At 62.2% G+C, this 25,354-nt stretch carries 25 protein-coding genes; 16 read left to right on the top strand and 9 right to left on the bottom strand.

Features of this window, described 5'->3' with window-relative positions; genetic code table 11:
- Positions 1–359 precede the first annotated feature (359 nt).
- Entirely contained in the window at positions 360–578 is a 219-nt protein-coding gene (locus P0Y65_16855) for a hypothetical protein (GenBank protein ID WEK03842.1), read from the top strand.
- 62 nt (positions 579–640) lie between these two features.
- On the opposite strand, the gene P0Y65_16850 is transcribed toward P0Y65_16855, so the two are convergent.
- The 4 genes from P0Y65_16850 to P0Y65_16835 all read right to left on the bottom strand — a co-directional run bounded on the left by P0Y65_16850 (position 641) and on the right by P0Y65_16835 (position 2,400).
- Entirely contained in the window at positions 641–844 is a 204-nt protein-coding gene (locus P0Y65_16850; protein ID WEK03841.1) for a hypothetical protein, read from the bottom strand.
- On the bottom strand, positions 831–980 hold the full coding sequence (locus tag P0Y65_16845; protein WEK03840.1) for a hypothetical protein: 150 nt from the start codon (positions 978–980) through the stop codon (positions 831–833). The genes P0Y65_16850 and P0Y65_16845 overlap by 14 nt, the downstream gene beginning before the upstream one ends.
- A gap of 63 nt (positions 981–1,043) precedes the next feature.
- Positions 1,044–1,610 (bottom strand): phosphonate metabolism protein/1,5-bisphosphokinase (PRPP-forming) PhnN, encoded by a 567-nt coding sequence (phnN, locus tag P0Y65_16840; protein ID WEK03839.1) that lies wholly within the window; start codon positions 1,608–1,610, stop codon positions 1,044–1,046.
- 97 nt (positions 1,611–1,707) lie between these two features.
- Positions 1,708–2,400, bottom strand: a complete 693-nt coding sequence (locus tag P0Y65_16835) for a DUF1045 domain-containing protein (protein WEK03838.1) — start codon at positions 2,398–2,400, stop codon at positions 1,708–1,710.
- 137 nt (positions 2,401–2,537) lie between these two features.
- Here P0Y65_16835 and P0Y65_16830 point away from each other — a divergent pair, with 137 nt between their 5' ends.
- The 3 genes from P0Y65_16830 (at position 2,538) to P0Y65_16820 (ending at position 5,140) form a co-directional block, all read left to right on the top strand.
- On the top strand, positions 2,538–3,770 hold the full coding sequence (locus P0Y65_16830; protein WEK06825.1) for a glycerate kinase: 1,233 nt from the start codon (positions 2,538–2,540) through the stop codon (positions 3,768–3,770).
- A 14-nt stretch (positions 3,771–3,784) separates the two neighbouring features.
- Complete coding sequence (locus P0Y65_16825) at positions 3,785–4,129, top strand: VOC family protein (protein ID WEK03837.1); 345 nt, start codon at positions 3,785–3,787, stop codon at positions 4,127–4,129.
- 72 nt (positions 4,130–4,201) lie between these two features.
- Positions 4,202–5,140 carry a Gfo/Idh/MocA family oxidoreductase gene (locus tag P0Y65_16820; GenBank protein ID WEK03836.1) on the top strand — a complete coding sequence of 313 codons (939 nt, stop codon included), beginning with the start codon at positions 4,202–4,204 and terminating at the stop codon, positions 5,138–5,140.
- A gap of 123 nt (positions 5,141–5,263) precedes the next feature.
- Here P0Y65_16820 and P0Y65_16815 read toward each other — a convergent pair whose 3' ends face one another.
- Positions 5,264–6,202, bottom strand: a complete 939-nt coding sequence (locus tag P0Y65_16815; GenBank protein ID WEK03835.1) for an aldo/keto reductase — start codon at positions 6,200–6,202, stop codon at positions 5,264–5,266.
- Positions 6,203–6,276: 74 nt separating this feature from the next.
- Complete coding sequence (locus P0Y65_16810; protein ID WEK03834.1) at positions 6,277–6,672, bottom strand: VOC family protein; 396 nt, start codon at positions 6,670–6,672, stop codon at positions 6,277–6,279.
- Between the two features lie 222 nt (positions 6,673–6,894).
- On the opposite strand from P0Y65_16810, the gene P0Y65_16805 reads away from it, so the two are divergent.
- The 5 genes from P0Y65_16805 to P0Y65_16785 all read left to right on the top strand — a co-directional run bounded on the left by P0Y65_16805 (position 6,895) and on the right by P0Y65_16785 (position 12,269).
- Complete coding sequence (locus tag P0Y65_16805) at positions 6,895–8,490, top strand: ABC transporter substrate-binding protein (GenBank protein WEK03833.1); 1,596 nt, start codon at positions 6,895–6,897, stop codon at positions 8,488–8,490.
- Between the two features lie 184 nt (positions 8,491–8,674).
- Entirely contained in the window at positions 8,675–9,682 is a 1,008-nt protein-coding gene (locus P0Y65_16800) for an ABC transporter permease subunit (GenBank protein ID WEK03832.1), read from the top strand.
- Between the two features lies 1 nt (position 9,683).
- Positions 9,684–10,586, top strand: coding sequence for an ABC transporter permease subunit (locus tag P0Y65_16795; protein ID WEK03831.1), 903 nt, complete (start codon positions 9,684–9,686; stop codon positions 10,584–10,586).
- A 4-nt stretch (positions 10,587–10,590) separates the two neighbouring features.
- On the top strand, positions 10,591–11,439 hold the full coding sequence (locus P0Y65_16790; protein ID WEK03830.1) for an ABC transporter ATP-binding protein: 849 nt from the start codon (positions 10,591–10,593) through the stop codon (positions 11,437–11,439).
- A complete protein-coding gene (locus P0Y65_16785) occupies positions 11,436–12,269 on the top strand; it encodes a dipeptide ABC transporter ATP-binding protein (GenBank protein ID WEK03829.1) in 834 nt (277 codons plus the stop codon). The genes P0Y65_16790 and P0Y65_16785 overlap by 4 nt, the downstream gene beginning before the upstream one ends.
- Positions 12,270–12,368: 99 nt before the next feature.
- Here P0Y65_16785 and P0Y65_16780 read toward each other — a convergent pair whose 3' ends face one another.
- A complete protein-coding gene (locus P0Y65_16780; GenBank protein ID WEK03828.1) occupies positions 12,369–13,244 on the bottom strand; it encodes a cell wall hydrolase in 876 nt (291 codons plus the stop codon).
- Between the two features lie 368 nt (positions 13,245–13,612).
- A complete protein-coding gene (locus P0Y65_16775; protein ID WEK03827.1) occupies positions 13,613–14,296 on the bottom strand; it encodes an HAD family phosphatase in 684 nt (227 codons plus the stop codon).
- A 79-nt stretch (positions 14,297–14,375) separates the two neighbouring features.
- On the opposite strand from P0Y65_16775, the gene P0Y65_16770 reads away from it, so the two are divergent.
- The 5 genes from P0Y65_16770 to P0Y65_16750 all read left to right on the top strand — a co-directional run bounded on the left by P0Y65_16770 (position 14,376) and on the right by P0Y65_16750 (position 20,988).
- Positions 14,376–15,785: a YdiU family protein gene (locus tag P0Y65_16770; protein WEK03826.1), complete on the top strand. Its 1,410-nt coding sequence runs from the start codon at positions 14,376–14,378 to the stop codon at positions 15,783–15,785.
- Between the two features lie 10 nt (positions 15,786–15,795).
- Complete coding sequence (locus P0Y65_16765; GenBank protein ID WEK03825.1) at positions 15,796–16,350, top strand: gamma carbonic anhydrase family protein; 555 nt, start codon at positions 15,796–15,798, stop codon at positions 16,348–16,350.
- Complete coding sequence (locus P0Y65_16760) at positions 16,347–17,111, top strand: DeoR/GlpR family DNA-binding transcription regulator (GenBank protein ID WEK03824.1); 765 nt, start codon at positions 16,347–16,349, stop codon at positions 17,109–17,111. The genes P0Y65_16765 and P0Y65_16760 overlap by 4 nt, the downstream gene beginning before the upstream one ends.
- A 152-nt stretch (positions 17,112–17,263) precedes the next feature.
- A complete protein-coding gene (locus tag P0Y65_16755) occupies positions 17,264–19,873 on the top strand; it encodes an EAL domain-containing protein (GenBank protein WEK03823.1) in 2,610 nt (869 codons plus the stop codon).
- Positions 19,874–19,935: 62 nt separating this feature from the next.
- Positions 19,936–20,988 carry a Gfo/Idh/MocA family oxidoreductase gene (locus P0Y65_16750; protein WEK03822.1) on the top strand — a complete coding sequence of 351 codons (1,053 nt, stop codon included), beginning with the start codon at positions 19,936–19,938 and terminating at the stop codon, positions 20,986–20,988.
- Here the strand turns inward: P0Y65_16750 and pckA are convergent.
- Entirely contained in the window at positions 20,973–22,565 is a 1,593-nt protein-coding gene (gene pckA, locus P0Y65_16745; GenBank protein WEK03821.1) for a phosphoenolpyruvate carboxykinase (ATP), read from the bottom strand. The genes P0Y65_16750 and pckA overlap by 16 nt on opposite strands.
- A gap of 248 nt (positions 22,566–22,813) precedes the next feature.
- On the opposite strand from pckA, the gene P0Y65_16740 reads away from it, so the two are divergent.
- Positions 22,814–23,530, top strand: coding sequence for a response regulator transcription factor (locus P0Y65_16740; protein ID WEK03820.1), 717 nt, complete (start codon positions 22,814–22,816; stop codon positions 23,528–23,530).
- Between the two features lie 8 nt (positions 23,531–23,538).
- Complete coding sequence (locus tag P0Y65_16735) at positions 23,539–25,350, top strand: sensor histidine kinase (GenBank protein WEK03819.1); 1,812 nt, start codon at positions 23,539–23,541, stop codon at positions 25,348–25,350.
- The last annotated feature ends 4 nt before the right edge of the window (positions 25,351–25,354 follow it).

The following is a 25,354-nucleotide window of genomic DNA, read 5'->3' as shown; positions in this document are numbered from 1 at the left end:
TCTTTTCTGATAAATCTGTATTCTTGGGTCGTTGCTGGCCTAGCAATTGCCCAAAAACACTCCTATCTTGCCGTCACTGCATCGGCATGTGCCGATGTTAGCTCCGTTCAACCAGCGGGAAAGGAATGAAGATGACGCCATCTATTACCTTCACCATCCATGCAGGTTGTGCGCGCGTAACCACCCAGCTCCAAAGCGTAAAACGCTGGCAAGAGACCTGTCGCAACAAACGAATGTGACCTCTGTCACCTCTTCGTCTCACTCTTCCGATAGAATCTCAGCATTGCCGGCAATTGTGGTGAAAGCTCCGCGAGTCTTTCCCTTTTGTCCCGTGCAATGCGCAAGTGGAGCACCCACCCATGCAGGAACGCAGTTTACATAGTGCCCAGGCACAGAGGCCGATCGTCATAGAAGTGGGTGGTGAGCCCCAAGGCGTCGTCGTGCCCAATTCCGAAGGCTTCCGTTTCGTCGCGGTCAAGTTGCCGGCCTTTGCCATCGACGGCCAGCAGTTCGAGACGGTCGAAAAGGCCCATTTCGCCGTGTCCCAGGCTATCCGCAGCACCGACGACACGCTCTGAATGAACGCGTCCCTGATCTGGTGGTCAGGGGACGCGCTTTGTTTCATCGTCAGGCCTGATGCTCAATCGTCATTGGTGGCGTTGAGCTCATAGGGCCGTTTGCCTTCGGCCGTGGGCGGCACCGGTTCGAGGGCGATGTCGATCGCTTCGGCCAAGGCGTCCACATTGACCCGCGCTTCCCCGTCTTTGGCCTGCCGTTCCAGCTCCGCGGTAATGGCGGTGACGATGGACTGGCGGCGGCTGTCGTCTTCGCTAGCCATTGCCATCGATCGACACTCCATTGCCATCGACGCGCACTTCGATGCCCGGCTGGGCCTGCTGCTGCTGATAGCTGTAGATGCCAAAGCCGACCACTGCGATCAGCAGGATGGCAATGACGGCATAAAGACCATTTCGACTCATGGAAAACTCCTGACGCTACTGTCAGGGTTCAACGCGGCAAAAGGCGACTGGTTCAACCCGGCGCTATTCCTGCGCGGCGATCCCGCGCAAGGCCATGACGAAGGCGGTGACGCCGATGGCAATCGAGCCCGAATTGTCGATCATGATCGGATTGATGCCCGTCGGCACGGGTGCGTTTTCCCGCGCCAGCCGCGCCGTGATCTGATCCGGATTTTCCCGCCCACGCTTGACCAGGCGCTCGGCCCGCCGCGAGATTTCGGCGGTGATGAGGATGACGGTGCAGCCCGGATAGCGGGCTTTGGCTTCGCCAACCACATGGCGCGACACATTGGCCACCACCGTACGGCCCAGCGCTATGTCGGTATCGACGCTCAGCGGCAAGGCATAGCGCAGGTTATGCGCGTCCCAGGAGAGGGCAAAGCGCCCGGCCTCCTCCATTTCGGCAAAGACGTCCGGTTCGACATTGTCGTGTTCCTCGCCTGTCGGGCCCGAGGTGCGGGTGACGAGGCGCCGCACGAAGCTGAAGCGCTTGTCATTGTCGAGCGCCTGACGCGCGCCGTCGATCAATGTGTCCTTGCCGACGCCGGAGGGTCCGACGACCAGAACCAGAGAACCGAGCGGTCGAACCATGGGTCAGTCAATCCCTTAACGTCGCCGCTGCTCCACCCGAAGCAGTCGCCGCCCGATGGGCGTTACCATGGCCAGTGCCCCCAGCAACGTCAATCCATCACGCGGCAGCGCCAAGCTTGAAATCACCCACGCGGCGGAAGGGCTTGCCGGCGTCGGGTTCGTGGAACAGCGACAGCCGGTCGAGGACGATCTCTTCCTCGAGCACTGGGCCGAACCAGGTGGTCGCCGCCTGGGCGATCTCATGGGCGTCCTCGTCGGCCAGCCGGTCGGTCAGCGTCATGTGGAAGCGGAATTCTTCGAACACATAGGGATAGCCATAGGCATCGAGCAGTTCGAGCTGTCGCTCGCTCAGCCCCTTGCCGGCCCGCGCCGCGCGATCCTTGACGCTCATCGGCGCGCGGAAGGGATCGAAATCCTCCACCACATGGGCGGCAAAATCCTGCAGGCGCTCATTGTCGTCCACCAGCAGCGCCAGAAACCCCTGCAGCGATGCCAGACGCAGTTTGCCCAGGCTGAAGGGCTCGTGCCTTCCGGCAAATTCGCTCAGCGCAGTGCGCAGGTCAGCTTCCGTGCTGTCCTCGGTCAGGGCCATCGGCGCCTTGATCGTGGCGTGAAAGCCATAGCGATTGGCCGACTGGGTGAGGTTGAGCAGCCGGTCGCGATCAACGCCCGCCACCGGGCCATCGAACAGGTCGCCATCGCTGGCGTCCCGGCCCAGCCAGGTCGCGGCACGCTCCCACAGATTGCTGGTGGCAGATGGGGCAAAATAGATCGCGAAACGTTCGGCCATCGAAACTCCTGTCCCTGCCGCTACGCACTATCCGTGTCGGACTTTGACACCCTGTGCAGGCACGCTCATGCTGGCTACCCTTGTGACGGGAGAATCGCAAGTCGGGAGGAATGATGGACCGCGCGCTGCTCGAAGAAATGTTTCGCCACGCCGTGGCTCAGGCCCAGCCCGAGCTGGGCGTGAAACGCCATCTGCCGGACAGGCCGAAGGGCCGCACCGTGGTCATCGGTGCTGGCAAGGCCTCGGCCCAGATGGCGAGGGCCTTCGAAGAGGCCTGGGACGGCCCGCTCACCGGCCTTGTCGTGACGCGCTACGGCTATGCCACGCCCTGCGAGCGCATAGAGATCGTCGAGGCAGCGCATCCCGTGCCGGATGCTGCCGGTTATCTGGCGGCGCGCCGCATGCTGGAAATGGTCTCCGGCCTTGGGCCTGATGATCTCGTCGTGGCGCTGATTTCGGGTGGCGGCTCGGCGCTATTGCCAGCTCCGGCGCCCGGACTGACGCTCGATGACGAGCAGGACATAAACCGGGCGCTGTTGGCCTCTGGTGCACCGATCTCGGTGATGAACCTCATCCGCAACCAGTTCTCCGCCATCAAGGGTGGGAGGCTGGCCCTGCAATGCGCGCCCGCCCGCGTGGCGACGCTGGTCGTCTCCGATGTGCCGGGCGATGACCCGGCGGTGGTAGCTTCGGGGCCAACCATTCCCCTCGCTGGTTCGCGCGAACTGGCGCGCAAATATGCCAATCTCCATAAACTCAACCTGCCGCCCCATGCTCACGGCATCATGGCCGGCGAGGATAATCTCGCCCCCAGGCCCGATGATCCGGCCTTTGCCCGCAACAGCGTCTCGACCATTGCCTCGGCCACCCTGTCGCTCGAGGCCGCGGCGGACCTGGCGCGCCAGCGCGGCGTCGAGGCGGCCATCCTTTCCGATTCCATCGAGGGCGAGTCGCGCGACGTGGCGCAGGTGCTTGCCGCCATGGCCCGCGAAGTCGTCACCCGCAATCGCCCATTCACCAAGCCCGTCGTCCTGCTCTCGGGCGGCGAGACCACGGTGACCCTGCGCGGCAAGGGGGGGAGGGGCGGTCGCAACGCCGAATTCCTCCTTGCCTTCGCCATTGCCATCGATGGCGTCGAGGGCATTACCGCCTTGGCGGCCGATACCGATGGCATTGATGGCTCGGAAGACAATGCCGGCGCCTTTGCCGATGGTCAGACCGCGACCCGCCTGCGCAAGGCCGGGATCGACCCGCTGGTGGCTCTTGCCAACAACGACGCCTGGAGCGCCTTTGATGCCATCGGCGACCTGCTGGTCACCGGCCCGACGGGCACCAATGTCAACGACTTCCGTGCTATCCTCGTCTTCTGATCGGGGAGGATCACATGGCAAGGGCGACCGGCATTGGCGGCGTGTTCTTTCGGGCAAAGGACGCCGAGGCTTTGGGGCAATGGTACGAAATTCATCTTGGCGTGCCCGGCTTCTGGACGCAGGAGGCCGGCATGACGGTCTTTGCGCCCTTCAAGTCTGACAGCGACTATTTCCCCGCCGAGCGGCAATGGATGATCAATTTCCGCGTCGATGATCTCGATGCACTGCTCACGGATCTGCGTGCATCTGGCATTGCCGCGGAAACGCGCGCCGAATGGGATACGCCCGAGACCGGCCGGTTTGCCCGCATCCACGATCCGGAAGGCAATCCGATCGAACTCTGGGAAGCTCCAAAATAATCATACAAATCCCCTTGGCAGACCGGGGTGGGCTCTGTTCTATACGGACCGATTTCTGAGGGGAGCCTTTTCATGGCCAAGCGCAAGATTGCCGTTATCGGCGTGGGCAAGATCGCCCAGGACCAGCATCTGCCGGTGATCGACGCATCGGACCATTTCGAGCTGGCCGCGACGGTCTCGACGCGCGGGTTGAGCCACAATGGCCTGCCGGCTTTCAAGACGCCCGCCGAGCTCTATGCCGCGCTACCAGATGTATCGTTGGTCTCGATCTGCACCCCGCCCGGCATCCGCCATCAATATGTCCGCGAGGCGCTCGACGCCGGCAAGGATGTGATGATGGAAAAGCCGCCCACCACCACGATTTCCGAGCTGGATGACCTGATCGACCACGCCAAAAGACTCGATCGCATTCTCTACCAGACCTGGCACAGTCAGTGGAATCCGCCGGTCGATCGCACCAGGGCAATCCTGGCCGATGAGGGCGTCAAATCTGTCCGCATCGACTGGCGCGAAAGCGTGCGCAAGTGGCATCCGGGGCAGGACTGGGTCTGGGAGCCGGGCGGCTTCGGCGTTTGCGATCCCGGCATCAATGCCTTCTCGATCTTCACCAAGATCATGCCCTTTCCGGTCTTCGTGGAAAGCGCCAGGCTGACCTTCCCGGTCAATCGACAGACACCGGTTGACGTCGAGATCGCCTTCAAGTCGGGCCAACTGCATCAGCCCAAGCTGTCGGCCGGTTTCAACTGGCTCGAAGAGAGCGGCGAGATCTGGACCTTCAGCGTCGAGACCGGCAAGGGCACGAAGATCAAGCTCGAAAGCGGCGGACGCTCGCTGACCGTCAATGGCGAACTGGTGCTGCAGCATGGTGATGGCGAATATGCCGCCATGTATGACCATTTCGCCGCGCTGCTGGAACGCGGCGAGAGCGATGTCGACGCCGCGCCCCTGCGCCTGATGAGCGACGTCTTCCTGATGGGTGGTCGCGAAAACGGGCCGGAGTTTGAGTGGTAGGGATACCCCCACCTATCCTCCCCCTGATAGGGGGAGGGACTGCGCGGCGTAGGTGGCTGAATTGTGCCCACGAGTGGAGGCAATCCCTCCCCCTTTTCAGGGGGAGGTCAGGTGGGGGTACTCTTATTTCCCCGCGTCCGTCAGCGTCTGCAGCTCGGCATCGCTGAGTTTGAGCCGCACGCCCTTGGCGAGGCTCTTGACCTGTTCCACCGAAGTCGCCGAGGCAATGGGTGCGGTCACGCCCGGCTGAGCGACGAGCCAGGCGAGCGACACTTCTGCCGGCGTCGCATCATTGGCCTTGGCCACCGTGTCGAGCGCGGCAAGAATCTTCTCGCCCTTGGCGTCGAGATATTTCTCGATAACGCCGCCACGCTGCGACTTGCCGAAATCGGCCTTCGAACGGTATTTGCCGGTCAGGAACCCTGACGCCAGGCTGTAATAGACCACAGTGCCGATATCGTCCTCGGTGACCACATCGCGCAGCGCGTCGAATTCCGCGCGATCATACAGATTGTAGCGCGGCTGCAGCACTTCATAGCGCGGCAGCGACTTGATCACCGCCGTCTCATTGGCATCCTTGACCATCTGCGACGTGTAGTTGGATGCGCCAATCACCCGCACTCGGCCCGAACGGACCAGCGGATCATAGGCCCCCAGTGTCTCCTCGTGCTCGGTCTGCGGGTCTGGCCAATGGCTGAAATAGAGGTCGACATAGTCGGTCTGGAGGCGCTTGAGACTGTCTTCGATCCCGTTCCTGATCGCCTCGGCGCCCAGCCCACCCGGCTTGTTGGCCGAATTGACCTTGGTGAAGACATGCACCTGGTCGCGATTGCCACGGGCTTTCATCCACTTGCCGATGATCGTCTCGCTCATCCCCGGCGGGTTGCCCGGCACCCAGTTCGGATAGCCCTCGGCCGTATCGATGGCGGTAAAGCCGGCGTCCACATAGGCGTCGAGAATGTCGAAACCCAGTTTCTCGTCCACGGTCCAGCCAAAGACATTGCCGCCCAGAACCAGGGGTTCGATGACGAGTTCACTGCGGCCAAGCGGGCGACGATCCATGATATTTCTCCATTGTTATGGCTGAACAACGCCTTGGGCAGCGTTGGGTTCGGTTCTGAAAACGGGCAGCAGTCTCAGGACTTGGCGTGCTCTATGAGGTCCCACTTGTTCCCATAGAGGTCCTCGAATACTGCAACCGTGCCATAGGCTTCATGGCGGGGCTCTTCGAGAAAGCGCACACCACGTTCGATCATGTCGGCGTGGTCCTTGGCAAAGTCGCTGGTGTTGAGAAAGAACATGACGCGCCCGCCGCCCGGATTGCCTATGGCAGCGCTCTGGGCGTCGCCATCCGCCTTGGCCAGCAGCAGCTGCGCACCACTCTGACCGGCCGGAGCCACCAGCACCCAGCGCTTGCCGCCACCGAGGTCCGTGTCGGCAACAAGATCGAAGCCGAGCCTGCCGCAATAAAAACTTTTGGCGTCGTCGTAGTCGGCAACAAGCAGCGATATGGTGGCGATCGATTGGGTCATGCAGAGAATGGATCACCCGGCCAATCACCGGGTCAAGCGGGCAATCGCCAGCCGAACCATTCATTTCAAAACCGTCCAATCCTGTGGAAGCCTGTTCCCGTTGTCATCAGATTGACCAAATGGTCAAACTCCGGAGTTGCACGATCGGGGATTCTACGCTTTGGTGTCGCCCAAGCCCCGGTTGGCAAGCCGGGTGCGCAGGAATATCGGGAGACAACAATAATGAAATTGATGAAAACGCTGCTGACCGCAACGGCCATCATGGCGCTCGCCGCCGGTGCCGCCCAGGCCAAGCAGCTGATCTACTGCTCGGAAGCCTCGCCCGCCCACTTCGATCCCGGCCCGCTGACCGGCGGCAACGACTTCGACGCATCGGCTCACACGATTTTCGAGCGTCTGGTCGAGTTCAAGCCCGGCACCACCGAAATCATTCCCGCTCTCGCGGAGAGCTGGGAAATCTCCGAAGACGGTCTGGAATACACCTTCCACCTGCGCCCCGGCGTCAAGTGGCACACCCAGCCCTATTTCACGCCCACGCGTGACCTCAACGCAGACGACGTGATCTTCTCGTTCGAGCGTCAGTGGAAGGAAGACAACGCCTGGCATGCCTATCTCGAAGGCATGACCTGGGACTACTTCCAGGGCATGGACATGCCCAAGTACCTCTCGTCCATCGAGAAGGTCGATAATCTGACGGTCAAGATCACCCTGACCGAAGCAAACGCTCCCATGCTGGCAAACCTTGCCATGCAGTTCGCCTCGATCGTCTCCAAGGAATATGCCGACCAGGTCGAAGCCGCCGGCGATCTCGCTGCCTTCTCGACCCAGCCGGTGGGCACTGGTCCGTTCCAGTTCGTCGACTACCAGCTCGACACCGTCATCCGCTACTCCGCATTCCCCGACTACTGGGAAGGCAAGCAGCCGGTCGATGACCTGATCTTCGCCATCACCACCGATCCTTCGGTTCGCGCCCAGCGTCTGCTGGCCGGTGAATGCGATATCATGCCCTATCCGGCTCCGGCCGATCTTGAAGCCCTCCAGGGCGACGAGAACCTGACCGTGCAGGAAGGCGAAGGCCTCAATATCGGTTACCTCTCCTACAACACCACCGAGGCGCCGTTCGACAATCCGGACGTTCGCAAGGCACTGACCATGGCCATCGACAAGTCGGCCATCATCGATGCCGTCTACCAGGGTGCCGGCCAGGACGCCAAGAACCTGATCCCGCCCACCATGTGGTCCTATGACGACGCCATCGAAGCCGACGTCTACAATCCCGAAGAAGCCAAGAAGCTGCTCGAGGCAGCCGGTGTCACCGACCTGACCACCGAGATCTGGGCGATTCCGGTGTCGCGTCCCTACAACCCGAATGGCCAGCGCATGGCTGAGCTGATCCAGGCTGACTGGGCCGCTGTCGGCGTCACCGCCAACATCGTGACCTACGAATGGACCGAATATCGCGAACGCGGCAAGCTTGCCGACCGCAAGGGCCCGTTCATGATCGGTTGGACCGGCGACAATGGTGATCCGGACAACTTCTTCGCCACCCTGTTCTCCTGCTCGGCCATCGGCGTGTCCAACTACTCGAGCTGGTGCAACGACGAGTTCGAAGCCACCATCCAGGCTGCCAAGGCAACCTCTGATGCCGAAGAACGTACTGCGCTCTACACTAAGGCCCAGGAAATCTTCAAGGCTGAAGAGCCCGCCATGACCATCGCTCACTCCAAGGTGTTCATGCCGATGAAGAAGACCGTGCTCAACTATGTTATGAGCCCGCTCGGCAGCCACAGCTTCAAGGACGTCGACGTCCAGGAGTAAGGCCTGAGGCCTTACGGCAAGACGATAGGAGCCTCGATCCGCTTCAGCGGACCGGGGCTCCGATTTTTAGAACACGTGCTGGTTTTCCAAGAGTTCCGGACAACGGAACCGCCGAACCGGTCAACAGGAAACTAGTGCCGTCCGGATCGCTTCGGCTCCGGCTGGACAAGGGTAAAGCCCGCTCATGCTCAACTATCTGCTGCGCCGACTGGCGCTGGTCATTCCGACAATCATCGGCATTTCCATCTGCGCCTTCACCTTCGTGCGCGTTCTCCCCGGTGATCCCATCCTGGCCATGGCCGGGCAACACGGCGTAACGCCGGAACGCTACGAGATTCTGCGCGAGCAGTTCGGCTACAACCTGCCCATCTGGCAGCAATATTTCAATTATCTGGGCGGCGTGCTGCAGGGCGACTTCGGCATTTCCCTGGCCACCAAGCGTCCGGTCATCACCGAATTCATGACGCTTTTCCCCGCCACGATCGAGCTGGCGCTGGTTGCCATGCTGCTGGCTGTGGCGATCGGCATTCCGGCGGGCATCCTCGCCGCCGTCAAGCGCGGCTCCTGGTTTGACCAGGCGACCATGGGCGTGGCCCTCACCGGCTATTCCATGCCCATCTTCTGGTGGGGCCTGCTGCTGATCATGTTCTTTTCCACCTATCTGGGGTGGACGCCGGTCTCGGGCCGCATTGCACTGAGCTTCTTCCTGCGCCCGATCACCGGATTCATGCTGATCGACACCATTCTTTACGGCAATTGGCCCGCCTTCGTTTCGGCGCTGCGCCACCTGATCCTGCCGGCCGTGGTTCTGGGCACCATTCCGCTCGCCGTCATCGCCCGCCAGACCCGCTCGGCCATGCTCGAAGTGCTGGGCGAGGACTATGTCCGCACGGCGCGCGCCAAGGGCATGTCGCCCCGCCGCGTCATCAACGTCCACGCCCTGCGCAATGCCCTGATCCCCGTCGTCACCACGATCGGCCTGCAGGTCGGTCTGCTGCTTGGCGGCGCCATTCTCACCGAAACCATCTTCACCTGGCCGGGCATCGGCAAGTGGATGATCGATTCCATTTCAAAGCGCGACTATGTCGTGGTGCAGTCTGGCCTCTTGATCATCGCCCTCATCGTCATGGCGGTGAACCTGATCGTTGACCTGCTCTACGCCCTCATCAATCCGCGCATCCGGGTGCAGTAACATGACCACATCCACTGAACCCACCGTGACCGCCAGCAAGCCCGTCTCGGGCCTGCGCGAATTCTGGTATTATTTCTCGATGAACCGCGGCGCCGTCATCGGCCTGACGGTCTTTGCCATCCTGATCGTCTTTGCCCTGCTGGCCGATTTCATCGCGCCCCATTCGCCGATCTTCCAGTATCGCGATGCGCTCTTGAAGCCGCCCTTCTGGGATGCCAATGCCGATCCGCGCTTCCTGCTTGGCACCGATCCGGTCGGTCGTGACATGTTGAGCCGGCTCATCCACGGCGCCCGCTATTCGTTGTTCATCGGCTTCTTTGTGGTCGTGGCGGCCATGATCGTCGGCGTCATCCTCGGCGTCCTCGCCGGCTATTTCCGCGGCTGGGTCGATGCGCTGATCATGCGCATCATGGACATCATCCTCGCCTTCCCGCCGATCCTTCTGGCGCTGGTGCTGGTGACCATCCTGGGGCCGGGCCTCTTCAATGCCATGATCGCCATTGCCCTCGTGCTGCAGCCGCATTTTGCCCGCCTCGTGCGTGCCGCGGTGATGGCCGAGAAGAGCCGCGAATATGTGACCGCTGCCAAGTTGTCCGGCGCTGGCCACTTCCGGCTGATGCTGGTGACCATCCTGCCCAATTGCCTCGGGCCCCTGATCGTCCAGGCGACGTTGAGCTTTTCCAATGCCATCCTCGAGGCTGCGGCCCTTGGCTTCCTTGGCATGGGCGCCCAGCCACCGACCCCGGAATGGGGCACCATGCTGGCCTCGGCCCGCGAATTCATCACCAAGGCCCCCTGGGTCGTGACCTTCCCGGGTCTTGCCATCCTCATCACTGTTCTGGCCATCAATCTGGTCGGCGACGGCCTGCGTGATGCCCTCGATCCCAAGCTCAAGAGGAGCTGACGCCATGCCCCTGCTTGAAATCAAAAATCTTTCCGTCTCCTTCGATACCTCGATCGGCCTGTTCAGGGCCGTGGACGGCATTGATATCTCGGTCGATGCGCATGAAGTCCTCGCCATCGTCGGTGAATCGGGTTCCGGCAAGTCGGTGGCCATGCTGGCTGTCATGGGCCTGTTGCCCTCGACCGCCACGGTTACTGCCGACAAGATGGAATTCGAGGGCCGCAACCTCCTGGCGATGACGGCACGCGAAAAGCGCGCGATTATCGGCAACGACATTGCCATGATCTTCCAGGAGCCCGTAGCGAGCCTCAACCCCTGTTTCACGGTGGGCTTTCAGCTCGAGGAAGTGCTGGGCAAGCATCTTGGCCTCAAGGGCAAGGCGGCGCGTGATCGTGCCGTCGAACTGCTGCGCCTCGTCGGCATCAAGGATGGCGCCGAACGCCTCGGCGCTTTCCCGCATCAGATGTCAGGCGGCCAGTGCCAGCGCGTCATGATCGCCATGGCCATCTCCTGCAATCCAAAGCTCCTGATCGCCGACGAACCCACCACGGCGCTCGACGTGACCATCCAGAAGCAGATCCTTGACCTGCTGGTCCGCCTCCAGTCCGAAACTGGCATGGGCCTGATCATGATCACCCATGACATGGGCGTGGTCGCCGAGACGGCCGATCGCGTCATCGTGCAGTACAAGGGCCACAAGATGGAGGAGGCCGACGTGCTCTCCCTCTTCGAAAATCCCAAGTCAAACTACACCCGCGCGCTGCTGTCGGCCCTGCCGGAGAATGCGGTGGGCGATCGCCTGCCCACGGTGGCCGACTTCAACTTTGCCGCCGAAGTGGAGACCGCCCGATGAGCACCCCCGTTCTCGAAGTGCGCGACCTCAAGCGCGACTATGTCTCTTCGGGTGGCTTCCTCCGCCCCGCCAAGGTGGTCCATGCCGTCAAGGGCGTGAACTTCAAGCTTGAAAAGGGCCGCACGCTGGCCGTGGTTGGCGAAAGCGGCTGTGGCAAGTCAACGCTCGCCCGTATGATCACCCTGATCGACCCGGCGACTTCCGGCGACATCCTGATCGATGGCAACAAGGTCGATGCCAGCCATGGCGTCAGCAAGGAAATGCGCCAGAAGGTGCAGATCGTCTTCCAGAACCCCTATGGCTCGCTCAACCCGCGCCAGAAGATCGGTGATGTCCTGGCCGAGCCGCTGCTGCTCAACACCGACATGTCCGCTACCGAGCGCCGCGAAAAGGCCATGGCCATGCTGATCAAGGTCGGCCTCGGTCCGGAGCATTTCGGCCGCTACCCGCATATGTTCTCCGGTGGCCAGCGCCAGCGTATCGCCATTGCCCGTGCCCTGATGCTCAATCCGAGCTTCCTCGTTCTCGACGAGCCCGTCTCGGCGCTCGACCTGTCGGTCCAGGCGCAGATCCTCAACCTGCTCAAGGACCTGCAGGATGAGTTCGGCCTGACCTATGTCTTCATCAGCCATGACCTTTCGGTCGTGCGCTATATCGCCGACGAGGTGATGGTGATGTATTTCGGGGATGTGGTGGAACACGGCACGCGCGACGACGTGTTCGCCAATCCGCAGCACGCCTATACCAAGAGCCTCTTCGCCGCGACGCCGGACTCCAGCATCGAGAACATCAAGGCCCGCCTTGCCAGGAAAGCCGCTCTGGCTGTCTGACACAGAGGCAGATCGCCCAATGCAAAATCCCCGCGCAAGCGGGGATTTTTGTTTGCCTGGATTTTGGAAGAGGCCGCGTGGATCGCGCAGCCAACCCGTCTAGTTGGGCGAATAGAAGATATGCGAGCCGATTTCGGCGACGGCATTGTAGGTGTTCGACCACGACGGGTTGACCGCAGTGGTGTGATAGTAAAGCGCCGAACCGGGAACCGCGCCCACATCGTCACCCAGCGCGAATTCGGCATAGACCGACTGGGCCAGTTCGGCCGAGCGCTTCCAGGCATTGCGTTCGCCCGGTGCATCATTGCGGCCGTCGCAGGCAAAGGTGAACTGGCAGCGGTGATAGCCCTTGTCGGCATTCTGGTAGATGACGCCGCAAAGGGTCGACGGGAACTTGCCGGAACGGGCGCGGTTGACGATGACATTGGCGACGGCCAACTGGCCAGCCTGGCTCTCGCCGCGGGCCTCGTGATAGATCGCTTGTGCCAGGCAATCGCGCTCGGCATCGGCATGCTGCAGGCGGGCGGCGAGCGGCTGGTAGCCGGTCTCGACATAGGCCGCCAGCATTGTCGGGTTAAGGTCGGGCTCGATAGCAGCGGTCGGTGCCGCAAAGCTGGCAATGGCCGACACGGCGCTATTGCCCTCGCCCATCGAACCGCGGGCGATATAGCCCATCAGCACGTCGGCGGTCAGTTCTTCCTGCTCCTGCAGTCCCAGCACATCCAGCGCCCGCAGCTTGTTCTGGCGATCGACATAATTGGCGAGCAGGGCCGGGGTCAGCGCCTGCTGACCAGGTGCCATGCCAACAAAGGTCGGGCCAATGGCAGGCTGTTCGCGCAGGGTGATAAGGTCGGCAGGAACTTCGAAGGGGGTTACGTCAGCGACGCGCAGCGTCTGGGCATGTGCAGGAACAAGGGTGATAAACAGAACCAGCGCGATCGCGCCGAGGGCGAGCACATGCGAAAACGCACGCACAGCAATATTCCGCCAGCTCAGACCCATGCCCCGTCCTTACCCCTGAGCCCGTCCAGCCGTATCTGGCGAACCTTCGTTAAAGACCTGTCGTTGCAGGTCCTCGTCACTTCCGGCTGCACCCTATCCAAGGTCCGCACGCGTGGGAAGATCAAATTTACGACTGCTTAACCATAGTCGTTAGCTTGTTAAGTTAGGGTTAATCGACCCAAGTCGATATGAAAACCCTTTAAATACAGCGCTTTGTTGGGTGGTTAGGGCCTGCTTTCGGCAAAGCCTAAAAGTTTACGGAATGCGCTTGCGACAATGCAGGTCGCAAAGAAAAGCCCGGCACGCGGGCCGGGCTCTGCAAGAACGTGACTTTCAAACGCCTAGTGACGATCAAAGGCCGCCAGCCGTACGTGATCGAGGCTCTCCATCACGGCAATGCCCAGCGCCCGGATTTCTTCGCTGGGATGGACGAGGTCAGGCACCATCACCGTCTGCATGCCGGCGGCATGGGCAGCCCGCACGCCGGCATGGCTGTCTTCCAGCGCCAGGCAATGCAGCGGATCGACCCCCAGCCGTTTGGCGGCCGTGAGATAGGGTTCGGGATGCGGCTTGGGATTGACCACGTCGTCGCGTGTGACCACCGTATCGAACAGGTCGAGCAGGCCTGCTGCGCCCAAATGATGCTGGGCATGCGGATTGCGCGAGGAGGTGGCAACGGCGGTCGGGATCTTGCGCTCGCGCAATTCGGTGACCAGCTCCAGCGCGCCCGGCTTCATCGGTACGCCGCCATGGCTGCGCTCGCGCATGATCACGCGGCAGCGCTCGTCGAACAATGTATAGGGAAAGCTAACGCCATAGGATTCGAGCAGCAGGCGATTGGTATGCTCGTGGCTGCCACCCACCATGGACATATGCACCGCATCGGTCATCTCGAAGCCGAGCTCGGTGCAGACCTCGAAGACGATGGTCTTGAACACGCTTTCGGTGTCGAGCAGCGTGCCGTCCATATCGAAAATGACGGCCTGAAAGGGCGCGAGGCGCAGGATATCGCTCTGGGATTTCATCCTGCGTGATATAGGGCGATTTGGACTCGCTTGCTAGGCGGGATGGCGAAGAGCAGACTTGCGCATTAGTGTCTGAGCCATGTCACTATTTCGTCCCTCGCAAAACCATCTGTCTCTCGGTCGGGCCTTTTTCGATCAGGTAGATGCCGCAGATTTTCCCAAAACCGTGCTGCGCCATCGCGACCAGCGCTGGGCCAGCCGGGTTGGGCTCGATGGTTTGAGCGAGGCCGAATGGCTGACCCATTTCGGCCGTTTCGAGCCGCTGCCCGGTTCGCTGCCACAGCCACTGGCCCTGCGCTATCACGGCCATCAATTCCGCAGCTACAATCCCGATCTCGGCGACGGCCGCGGCTTTCTCTTTGCCCAGGCCCATGACCTTGAAGACCCTCGCCTGCTCGACTTCGGCACCAAGGGCAGCGGCAAGACGCCCTGGTCGCGCGGCGGTGACGGGCGGCTGACGCTCAAGGGCGGGCTGCGCGAAGTGCTGGCGACGGAAATGCTGGAGGCGCTGGGCGTCTATACCTCCAAGAGCCTGTCGCTGATTGAAACTGGCGAGGAACTTTATCGCCAGGATGAACCATCGCCGGCGCGATCGTCGGTCCTGACCCGGCTCAGCCACAGCCATATCCGCATCGGCACCTTCCAGCGCCTCGCCTATCTCGAGGACACCGACAGCATCAGCCAACTGCTCGACTATTGCATCGCCAATTATTATCCCGATCTGGCAGGGGCTGCCGACAAGCCTGCAGCTTTCCTTCAGGCCGTCGTCGCCAATGTTGCAAGGCTTGGCGCGCAATGGACTGCGGCCGGCTTTGTCCACGGCGTGCTCAATACCGACAATATCAACATCACCGGCGAAAGCTTTGACTACGGCCCCTGGCGTTTCCTGCCACATTACGATCCAGGATTCACCGCCGCCTATTTTGATGAGACCGGTCTCTATAGCTTCGGCCGCCAACCCGACACCCTGGCCTGGAACCTGACCCGGCTGGCCGAATGCCTCCTGCCCTTGTCGAGCATCGAAGCGCTGGAGCCGGCGCTGAACACAGTCTGGCCGATCTTTCGCGAAGAGCTGCCGCGCCAGATGTTGCGTCGCCTCGGATTGACGCCACGTGATACCGAGAGCGATGGCGCTTTTGTCACCGAACTCTTCGGCTTCCTGTTGAGCAGCAAGGCTTCTTACGAGCAGTTTTTTTTCGACTGGCGCGGCGGCACTCTCAGCGCCGAACGCGCCGCCCGCTCACCCTCGGCAGAACTGTATGCCAGCGAAGCCTTTCGTCCGGTTGCCAATGGCCTTGAGAACTACGGCCCGGCCAATGACGTCAACCTCGACCATGCCTATTTTGCCCGGACCACGCCGCGCACCATGCTGGTCGATGAGGTGGAGGCGATGTGGGAGCCCATCGTCGAGCGCGACGACTGGAGCCGCGTCGAAACAGCACTGGCAGAAATCGCCCAGATGCGCCAAGCCTATGGGGTCACGCCCTAAGGAGACGACCATGCCCCTCTATGCCCTTGATGGAACGGCCCCGCGCATTCACCCCGACGTCGCCTGGATCGCTCCAACTGCGGTGCTCGTCGGTGATGTCGAGATTGGCCCGGACGTTGGCATCTGGTTCGGCGTGGTGGCGCGAGGTGATATCGAGATCATCAGCATCGGCGCCCGCAGCAATGTTCAGGAAAACTGCGTGCTGCATACCGACACCGGCTACCCGCTGAGCATTGGCGAGAATTGCACCATCGGCCACGCGGCGATCGTCCATGGCTGCACCATTGGCGACAACACGCTGGTCGGCATGGGGGCCACCATTCTCAACGGCGCCAAAATCGGCAGGAACTGCCTCATCGGCGCCAATGCACTGGTCACCGAAAACAAGGTCATCCCCGACAATTCCATGGTGCTGGGCGCGCCGGGCAAGGTGGTCCGGGAAATCGATGCAGCCGGCGTCGCGGCGCTGGCCGCTTCGGCTGAACGCTATGTCAGGAACGCGCGCCGCTTTGCCGGCGGCCTGGTCGCCATTGGTGCAACGCCTGGGGACTTCGAGCCGGCATGAGCGATACCGCCACCCGACACCAGGCCATCCTCGAACTGGCGCGCCTGCACAACCGGGTAACGGTGGAGCAACTGTCGAGCCATTTCGGCGTGTCCCTGCAGACCATCCGCAAGGATCTCAACACGCTCTGCGACCAGCGCCTGCTAAGCCGCCTGCATGGCGGCGCGACCCTGCCATCGGGCGTCGAGAACCTCGAATATGAAGCACGCCGACGCATCGCCGCCGAGGCCAAGGATGCCATCGGCAAGGCGGCCGCAGCGCTCATCCCCAATGATGCCTCGCTGTTCATCAATATCGGGACCACCACCGAGGCGGTCAGCCAGGCTCTGCTCGATCACGCGGGCCTGTTGGTCGTCACCAACAATATCAATGTCGCCAATCGCCTGCGGGTCTATCCACGGCTTGAGGTGGTGATCGCCGGTGGTGTTGTCCGCCCTTCCGACGGCGGCATTGTTGGCGAGGCGGCGGCGGATTTCTTTTCCCAGTTCAAGGTCGATTATGCGGTGATCGGCGCCTCGGCGCTCGATGAGGATGGCGCGCTGCTTGATTATGACTATCGCGAGGTCAAGGTGGCGCAGGCCATCATCGCCAATGCCCGCCACGTTATTCTGGTCGCCGATCAGGGCAAGTTCGCCCGCTCCGCGCCGGTGCGCATCGCCCGCATCGACCAGATCGGCACCTTTGTCACCGACCGGCTGGTTTCGGCGAGCTTCCGGCAGCGCTGTAATGACGCCGGCGTCACGCTGATCGAAGCCTGTTAGCCCCCCGCTAACCACGACAGCACGTTGGCGAACCGATAAGCCGAACTTAAACCTGTCTCGAGGACTATGCTGTGCTGGCCGGAGGTATCAGGCACGTGGCTAGGGACATCAGGAATAGTCGGTATGATCGCCTGAACTGGCTGCGTCCGACGTTGCTCCCCGCTTTGCTGGCCATTGCGGTTCTCTGCGTCGGCGGCTGGTTTCTCGATCGCCAGAGCGGCATCCTCAACGAGGAGCGCGAGCGCACTGACGTACTTGCGGAAGTCGCCCTGGTGCGCGCCAAGCTCGAAGGCAATATCAACGGCAATCTGCAGCTCGTCCGTGGTCTGGTGTCCACCATTTCCACCGAGCCGGACATGGATCAGACCCGGTTCTCGGCGCTGGTCGCCAATATCTTCGAAGAGCAAAGCCAGCTCCGCTCCATCGCGGCGGCGCCCGACCTCATCGTCTCCATGACCTATCCGCTGGCGGGCAATGAAAAAGCCATCGGCCTCAACTATCTCAACAACGAGGAGCAGCGCGCATCGGTCATGCGCGCACGCGATACCGACAAGCTGGTCCTCGCCGGCCCGGTCGATCTGGTGCAGGGCGGCCGCGGCTTTGTCGGCCGCTTTCCGGTGCATACCGACACACCCTCTGGTCGCCGCTTCTGGGGCGTGGTCTCCGCGGTTGTCGATGTCGGTCGCCTCTATCTCGACAGCGGCCTGCTCGATTCCGGGCTGGGCATTGAAATCTCGATATCGTCGCTGGAAATGGGCGGACTCGAAGGGACGCGATTCTTTGGTCGCAACCTCGCCGCCTCCGCTCCGGTGACTGCCAGGGTCATTCTGCCCTCCGGCAGCTGGGAAATCGCGGCTATCCCCAAGGGCGGCTGGAACGCTGCGGACAGCGAACGCCTGCTGTTGCGCCTCGCCATGGTCATCGCCGGTGCATTGATCCTGCTGCCCATCGTCATTACCGGCCGTCTGCTCGGCGAGCGCCAGAGCCATTTCCGCGAGCTGAAATCCCGTGAGAAGGACCTCGAAGATCTCTCCCGCCGGCTTGGCCTGGCGCTGGATGTCTCCAAGGTGGGGGTTTGGGAAATGGACCTCGCCAGCGGTCAGGAGAACTGGGACGCGCGCACCAATGAGCTCTATGGGCTGACCGTGGATGACGATGCCCGCAACCACGAGCACTGGAAGGCGGCCGTGCATCCCGATGATCAGGAGCGTGCCGAAGCCGATTTTCGCCGCATGATCGCCACGGGGCGCTACGAGTCGCAATACCGCGTCTTGCTGCCCGATACGACCATCCGCCACGTCCGTTCCATGGGGGCGCTGTTCCGCGAGCCGGGCGTGCCAGACCGTGTCGTGGGGGTGAATTGGGATGTGACCTCGGACGTGGTGCTCAACGATGAATTGCGCCATGCCAATCTTTTGACCGAGGCGCGCAATCGCGAACTCGAGGCAGCCCGCACCCGCATCGAGCACAATGCGCTGCACGATAGCCTCACTGGCCTGCCCAACCGGCGGTATCTCGACGAGGTCCTGCGCCGTGAAGCTCTGGAGGGCTACCGCGGCACCGGCAGCATGGCCATGCTGCATGTCGACCTCGACCGCTTCAAGCAGATCAATGACACCTTGGGTCATGCCGCCGGCGACGCCATGTTGATCCATGCCGCGGCCATCCTGCGCGATGCCTGCAGCTATCATGACTTCGTGGCCCGCATTGGCGGCGACGAATTCGTCGTGCTGACCACGGCGGCAGAAGGCGACTTCTACCTGGGCGCATTGGCCGATCGCATCACGCGTGAAATGCGCCAGCCGGTCGCCTACCAGGGCCACGAATGCCGCTTCGGCGTCAGCATTGGCATCGCCGCCGATCGCGGGCCGGCGGTGGATCCGCAGCGCCTGCTGATCAATGCCGATATCGCGCTTTATCGGGCCAAGGCACGGGGCCGCAATCGCCACGAGTTCTTTTCCGAGGCCCTGCAGGCCGAGGTGGTCAAGACCAAGAAACTGGCCGACGAAATCCTCAACGGGCTGGAACGCAACGAATTTGTCGCCTGGTTCCAGCCCCAGTTCGACGCCAGGACGCTTGAAGTCGTCGGCGTTGAAGCCCTGGCGCGCTGGATCCATCCCACTCACGGCCTGCGCTCGCCAGACGTTTTTCTTCCGATCGCCGAGGAGCTTAACGTCGTCGCCACGCTTGACCGCATCATCCTGGCGCAGACCCTGGGGGCTTTGGACCATTGGGATGCCATCAAGCTCGACGTGCCGCGTGCTTCCGTCAATGTCTCGCATCGCCGCCTGCATGACGAGGACCTGATCAAAGGTCTGCTGGAGCTCGACATCGAGCCCGGCCGCATCGCTTTCGAGCTGGTGGAATCGATCTATCTCGACGAGAGCGATGCGCTGGTCGGCTGGAACATCGACCAGATCAAGGAGTTGGGGATCGATGTCGAGATCGACGACTTCGGAACCGGCTATGCCTCTATCGTCTCTCTACAAAAGCTTCGTCCCAAGCGGATGAAGATCGACCGCCAGCTGGTTCATCCGATCCTCGATGATCCCATGCAGCGGCAATTGCTGGCCTCGATCGTCGATATTGGCAAATCCATGGGCATCGAAGTGGTCGCCGAGGGTGTCGAGACCATGCAACATGCTGTCATCCTTCGGGATTTGGGCGTCGATATCCTGCAGGGCTACGCCTTCTCCCGCCCGCTCAGTGCCGCTGACCTCGAGGCCTTTCTCATTGGCCGCTCCTGGCTCAAGGCGTCCTGACGCTTCTCATCGCCGCTTCGATATGTATGATCCCCCAAGCCTTTAGCCTGAGGAGGATGGCGATGACGGATGCGCAGGGACGGTTTGCCTATGGAGTGGTTGGCGCAGGCATGGGCGCCAAGCCCCATGCGCTGGCGCTGCAATCGCTGGCCAGGGACATAGCCGTCATCGGCGTCTATCGCCGCAATGCCGAGGAACGGGCAAAGTTCTGTCAGACCTATGGATTTCCTGAAGCGGAAAGCATTGAGGCGCTGCTGGCCGACCCCCGCATCGACGCTCTGCTGGTGCTGACGACGCCTAACGCCCGCCTGCCCATCATCGAGGCGGCGGCGAAAGCCGGCATTCCGGTGCTGATGGAAAAGCCGATGGAGCGGACGCTGGAGGCGGCAGAAGCCATCCAGGCATGCTGCACGACTTCTTCGAACATTCCGCTCGGCATCATCTTCCAGCACCGTTTTCGTCGGGCGTCAAAGCTCCTCGCCGAGGCTGTTGCCGACCATCGTTACGGACGGATTGAAGCGGTTCAATTGTCCGTTCCATGGTGGCGACCCCAGGCTGGCTATTATGACCAGCCTGGCCGCGGTACGCTCGCCCAGGATGGCGGGGGCGTTCTCCTGACCCAGGCCATCCACTCGCTCGACCTGATGCTGAGCTACACCGGCGCCGCAAAGGCTGTGACCGCCATGGCGCGAACGACGCGACTGCATGAGATGGAGACCGAGGACTTCGTTTCGGCCGGTATCGAATTCGCCAGTGGCGCTGTGGGGGCGGTCATGGCGACCACGGCGAATTTTCCGGGTAGCCCGGAAAGTTTGACGCTGAACTTCCAAAAGGCGACCGCGACGCTGACCGCCGGTAACCTGACCATCCACACCATGTCCGGCGAAACCATTGTCGAGGGCGAAACCACCGAGGGTGGCGGCGGTGCCGATCCCATGGCCTTTCCCTTTGACTGGCATGCCGCCCAGATCACGGATTTCGCCGATGCCATACGACAAGGCCGTCCCCCAGTTTCCACCGGCGAGACGGCCCTGCTTGTGCATCGCCTGATCGACGCCATGCTCCGCTCTTCGAGGGAAGGTCGGCGCGTCGAGCTGGGCTATTCGGCAGCCTGAGCCAGACGTGGGCCCGGCGCTGCATTGGCGCCGGTGCCGAATTTCTCGAAATTAGCGCGGAACAGGCCGGCCAGATGCATGGCCTGGCGGTCATAGGCGTCCGCATCGGCCCAGGTGGCGCGCGGTGTCAGCAGCCTGGCATCGACGCCCGGCACGCTCAGCGGCACTTCGAAGCCGAAGAGTTCGTCCTCTCGCATTTCGGCCTCGTCGAGTGAACCATCCAGCGCTGCCGTGAGCAGGCGACGGGTCGAGGCAATGTCGATCCGCTTGCCCACGCCATAGCCGCCGCCGGTCCAGCCGGTATTGATCAGCCAGGCGGTAGCGCCGCTCTGTTCGAGCTTTTCAGCCAGCATGTCGCCATAGACGGTTGGGTGCAGCGGCATGAAGGGCGCGCCGAAACAGGCCGAGAAAGTCGCCTGCGGTTCGGTAACGCCACGTTCGGTGCCGGCCACCTTGGCGGTGTAGCCCGAGAGGAAATGATAGACCGCCTGTTCAGATGTCAGCCGCGCCACCGGCGGCAGCACGCCGAAGGCATCGGCTGTGAGGAAGACCACGGTCTTGGGCGTGCCGCCCACGCTCCCCCTAGCGATCGAGGGCAGGACGTGGATCGGATAGGCCGCGCGGGTGTTTTCGGTCAGCGAGACGTCGTCGAACGCGGGTATATGAGCATCGTCGAGCACCACATTTTCCAGCACCGTGCCGAAGCGTTTGGTCGCCGCGTGGATTTCCGGCTCGGCCGTCGGGCTGAGCTTGATGGTCTTGGCATAGCACCCGCCCTCCAGATTGAAGACGCCGTCCTGGCTCCAGCCGTGCTCGTCATCGCCGATCAGTGGGCGGTCAGGGTCATTGCTGAGCGTGGTCTTGCCGGTGCCCGACAGGCCGAAGAACAACGCGGCCTCACCATCCTTGCCAAGGTTGGCCGAGCAGTGCATCGGCAGCACGCCCTGGCGCGGCGCGTGGAAGTTGAACAGCGAGAACACCGACTTCTTGATCTCGCCCGCATAGAGCGTGCCGGCGATGACGACGATATTGCGGCTCATGTCGAGCGCGATCACCGTATCCGTGCGGCTGCCATGGCGGGCCGGATCAGCCTTGAAGCGCGGCGCGTGGATGATGGTCACCGGCGCTGCACTGACGCTGGTCTCGATGCCCTCGCCGGGGCGAATGAGCAGGTTGCGGATGAAGAGCGCATGCCAGGCGCTGGGCGTCAGCACGGTCACGCCATACTGGTGGCGCGGATCGGCGCCCGCCAAGAGATCCTGTCGGAAAGCCGCCACGCCGCCAAACGAGGCGATCGCATCGTCGAGCAGCACGTCGAAATGGGCCGGACTCATGGCGCCCGAATTATCCCACCAGACGCTGGTCTCGGTCAGGCCATCGCGCACGATGAACTTGTCCTTGGGCGACCGGCCGGTGAAGGCGCCGGTCCGCACGCTGACCGCGCCATCGGCCGTCAGCTGCGACTCTTCGCCCTGTAGCGAGCGTGCAACCAGCCTTGGCGCGATATCGTTGATGGATACCGATCCAGCCTGTGCAGCGACAGCGCTCCTGAGGGCTTCGTGGTCGAACTGGGTCATTGCAGCATGCTCCGTCGCTTCGGCGGCAAAGGCGCCGCCTGCTATGGAGCTGAAAATACGGGACGAATTCGTCAGACAACCATCCCGAAATGGGTCGTAAGACGGAAGTTGCATCTGCGTATGCGTGTGCACAGAACCGGCGCTGCTCTTGGCCACGCCTTATTTAATGCGTATTTGTCGCCTGCAAGCATGTAAAAGCGGCCCATAGAGCCGCCTGTTTGCAAGCGTCCGAACAAGAAAGGCAGAATATGCCAAAAATCGCGCTGGTTGATGACGACCGCAATATCCTCACCTCCGTCTCGCTGACGCTGGAAGCCGAGGGATACCAGGTTGCCACCTATACCGATGGAGCCTCGGGCCTCGAGGGACTGACCACCGACAAGCCTGACCTGGCTATTCTCGATATCAAGATGCCCCGCATGGACGGCATGGAACTGCTGCGCCGCCTGCGCCAGAAATCCGATGTGCCGGTGATCTTCCTCACCTCCAAGGATGAAGAGATCGACGAGCTGTTCGGCCTCAAGATGGGTGCCGACGACTTCATCACCAAGCCTTTCAGCCAGCGCCTGCTGGTCGAGCGCGTCAAGGCGATCCTCCGCCGTTCCGCACCCCGCGATCCCTCGGCACCTGCCGGTGCCGCCGGCGACGCCGCGCCGGGCAAGGCGCTGATCGAGCGCGGCTCGCTGGTGATGGACGAAGAACGCCATACCTGCACCTGGAAGGGCCAGCGCGTGACGCTGACCGTCACCGAATTCCTGATCCTGCAGGCGCTTGCCCTGCGTCCGGGCGTCGTCAAGTCGCGCAATGCGCTGATGGACGCCGCCTATGACGACCAGGTCTATGTCGACGATCGCACCATCGACAGCCACATCAAGCGGCTGCGCAAGAAGTTCAAGGCGACCGATGACGACTTCGAAATGATCGAGACGCTGTATGGCGTCGGCTATCGCTTCAAGGAACAATAGGCGCAAAAGTGGCCGTTCTCGACCCGGAAACCAGCTCCAAACCCGACGCTGCCGAATGGCAGGCGCCGGGGCAGGATACGGCTGACCAGAAGTCGAGGACGTCCCCGGCGAGGCGCTGGCGCATGCTGCTGGCGCCCTTCTACAAGTTGGGAAACGCCGTGGTGCGTTTCCTCAACTTCTCGATCTTTTCCAGCCTCACCCAGCGCATCATCGTGCTCAACCTGGCGGGCCTGCTGGTTCTGGTCGTGGGCATTCTCTACCTCAACCAGTGGCGTGCCGGCCTTATCGATGCACGCGTGCAGTCGCTGCGCGTGCAGGGCGAAATCATTGCTGCGGCCATAGCCGCCTCGGCCACGGTCAATAGCGACGTGATCTCGGTCAATCCCGACCGCCTGCTCGAATTGCAGGGCGCGGGCTCGATTTCCTCGCTCTCCTATTTCGACCCGAGCCTTGAATTCCCGATCAGCCCGGAGCGGGTCGCGCCGCTGTTGCGCAATCTCATCACGCCGACCCGCACGCGCGCCCGCATCTACGACCAGGGCGGACTGCAAATCCTCGACAGCGACAATATCTATGCTCGTGGCGAGGTGATGCGGACGGTGATCGACACCAAGCCGCCCGAGTTCTTCCTGTGGGATTGGTGGAATGCCGTGCTCGCCTGGGTGCCGGGCGACAATTTCCCGAAATATCAGGAATATGGCATCGACGAGGGCAATCGCTATCCCGAGGTTGCCTCGGCGCTTGCGGGGGCGCCGGCCGATTTTGTCCGTCTCGATGCGCAGAACCAGCTCATGGTGTCAGTGGCCGTGCCGGTGCAGCGCCTGCGCGCCGTAGTCGGCGCCATCCTGCTCTCGACTGCGCCGGGCGACATCGATTCGATCGTGGCACAGGAGCGCTGGAGCATCCTGCGCATCGCCGGCATCGCTGCCATCGTTCAGATTGCCCTCTCGCTGCTGATGGCCGGCACCATCGCTGGTCCGATGCGCCGCCTGTCCGAAGCTGCCGAGCGCGTGCAGACGGCCGGCAATGCCCGCGCCGAAATCCCCGATTTTACCGACCGTCCCGACGAGATCGGTCATCTTTCGGGCGCGCTGCGGCGTATGACCGATGCGCTCTATAATCGCATCGAGGCCATCGAGCGCTTTGCTGCCGACGTCGCCCATGAGCTCAAGAACCCGCTGACATCCCTGCGCAGTGCCGTCGAAACCCTGCCGCTGGCCAAGCGGCAGGAGGACAAGGATCGTCTCAACGACATCATCCAGCATGACGTCAAACGTCTCGACCGCCTTATCACCGATATATCGAGCGCCAGCCGCCTCGATGCCGAACTGGCCCGAGAGGGCTCGGAACGCGTCGATGTCGAGAAGCTCGCAGAGGCCATGGTGTCGATACAGGGCGACATGGCGCATGGGCGCGGCGTGAAGGTCGAAATGGACAAGCGCGCCGGAACCGGCAAGGGCGCCGCCATCATCAATGGCCACGAGAGCCGGCTGGCGCAGGTCTTTGCCAATCTGATCGACAATGCCGTCAGCTTTTCGCCCGAAGGTGGCGTGGTGCGCGTTGCGCTCTCCACCGATGCCGAATTGATCACCGTCATGGTGACCGACGAAGGGCCCGGTATTACCGGGGATGTCGGGAAGATCTTCCAGCGCTTCTATACCGATCGACCGGAAGGCGAGAGCTTTGGCGATCACTCGGGCCTCGGCCTGTCGATCTCCAAGCAGATTGTCGATGCGCATAAGGGGACCATTCGGGCGCATAACAGACAGGACCGCTCCGGCGCTGCGTTCACGGTTGTGTTACCGCGTGCCCGCAAATAGATTA

Origin of the sequence: Candidatus Devosia phytovorans (genome assembly GCA_029202405.1) — a bacterium.
Classification (GTDB): Bacteria; Pseudomonadota; Alphaproteobacteria; order Rhizobiales; family Devosiaceae; genus Devosia; species Devosia phytovorans.
This window is presented reverse-complemented; position numbering and strand designations above follow the sequence as displayed.

What these genes read in the sequence shown, in the direction of transcription:
- P0Y65_16855 (WEK03842.1), top strand. Translation starts at nt 360, where the DNA reads ATGCAGGAACGCAGTTTACATAGTGCCCAGGCACAGAGGCCGATCGTC.
- P0Y65_16820 (WEK03836.1), top strand. Translation starts at nt 4,202, where the DNA reads ATGGCCAAGCGCAAGATTGCCGTTATCGGCGTGGGCAAGATCGCCCAG.
- P0Y65_16770 (WEK03826.1), top strand. Translation starts at nt 14,376, where the DNA reads ATGTCACTATTTCGTCCCTCGCAAAACCATCTGTCTCTCGGTCGGGCC.
- P0Y65_16760 (WEK03824.1), top strand. Translation starts at nt 16,347, where the DNA reads ATGAGCGATACCGCCACCCGACACCAGGCCATCCTCGAACTGGCGCGC.
- pckA (WEK03821.1), bottom strand. Translation starts at nt 22,565, where the DNA reads ATGACCCAGTTCGACCACGAAGCCCTCAGGAGCGCTGTCGCTGCACAG.
- P0Y65_16845 (WEK03840.1), bottom strand. Translation starts at nt 980, where the DNA reads ATGAGTCGAAATGGTCTTTATGCCGTCATTGCCATCCTGCTGATCGCA.
- P0Y65_16830 (WEK06825.1), top strand. Translation starts at nt 2,538, where the DNA reads ATGTTTCGCCACGCCGTGGCTCAGGCCCAGCCCGAGCTGGGCGTGAAA.
- P0Y65_16825 (WEK03837.1), top strand. Translation starts at nt 3,785, where the DNA reads ATGGCAAGGGCGACCGGCATTGGCGGCGTGTTCTTTCGGGCAAAGGAC.
- phnN (WEK03839.1), bottom strand. Translation starts at nt 1,610, where the DNA reads ATGGTTCGACCGCTCGGTTCTCTGGTTCTGGTCGTCGGACCCTCCGGC.
- P0Y65_16790 (WEK03830.1), top strand. Translation starts at nt 10,591, where the DNA reads ATGCCCCTGCTTGAAATCAAAAATCTTTCCGTCTCCTTCGATACCTCG.
- P0Y65_16805 (WEK03833.1), top strand. Translation starts at nt 6,895, where the DNA reads ATGAAATTGATGAAAACGCTGCTGACCGCAACGGCCATCATGGCGCTC.
- P0Y65_16740 (WEK03820.1), top strand. Translation starts at nt 22,814, where the DNA reads ATGCCAAAAATCGCGCTGGTTGATGACGACCGCAATATCCTCACCTCC.
- P0Y65_16800 (WEK03832.1), top strand. Translation starts at nt 8,675, where the DNA reads ATGCTCAACTATCTGCTGCGCCGACTGGCGCTGGTCATTCCGACAATC.
- P0Y65_16750 (WEK03822.1), top strand. Translation starts at nt 19,936, where the DNA reads ATGACGGATGCGCAGGGACGGTTTGCCTATGGAGTGGTTGGCGCAGGC.
- P0Y65_16835 (WEK03838.1), bottom strand. Translation starts at nt 2,400, where the DNA reads ATGGCCGAACGTTTCGCGATCTATTTTGCCCCATCTGCCACCAGCAAT.
- P0Y65_16850 (WEK03841.1), bottom strand. Translation starts at nt 844, where the DNA reads ATGGCAATGGCTAGCGAAGACGACAGCCGCCGCCAGTCCATCGTCACC.
- P0Y65_16785 (WEK03829.1), top strand. Translation starts at nt 11,436, where the DNA reads ATGAGCACCCCCGTTCTCGAAGTGCGCGACCTCAAGCGCGACTATGTC.
- P0Y65_16765 (WEK03825.1), top strand. Translation starts at nt 15,796, where the DNA reads ATGCCCCTCTATGCCCTTGATGGAACGGCCCCGCGCATTCACCCCGAC.
- P0Y65_16815 (WEK03835.1), bottom strand. Translation starts at nt 6,202, where the DNA reads ATGGATCGTCGCCCGCTTGGCCGCAGTGAACTCGTCATCGAACCCCTG.
- P0Y65_16795 (WEK03831.1), top strand. Translation starts at nt 9,684, where the DNA reads ATGACCACATCCACTGAACCCACCGTGACCGCCAGCAAGCCCGTCTCG.
- P0Y65_16810 (WEK03834.1), bottom strand. Translation starts at nt 6,672, where the DNA reads ATGACCCAATCGATCGCCACCATATCGCTGCTTGTTGCCGACTACGAC.
- P0Y65_16775 (WEK03827.1), bottom strand. Translation starts at nt 14,296, where the DNA reads ATGAAATCCCAGAGCGATATCCTGCGCCTCGCGCCCTTTCAGGCCGTC.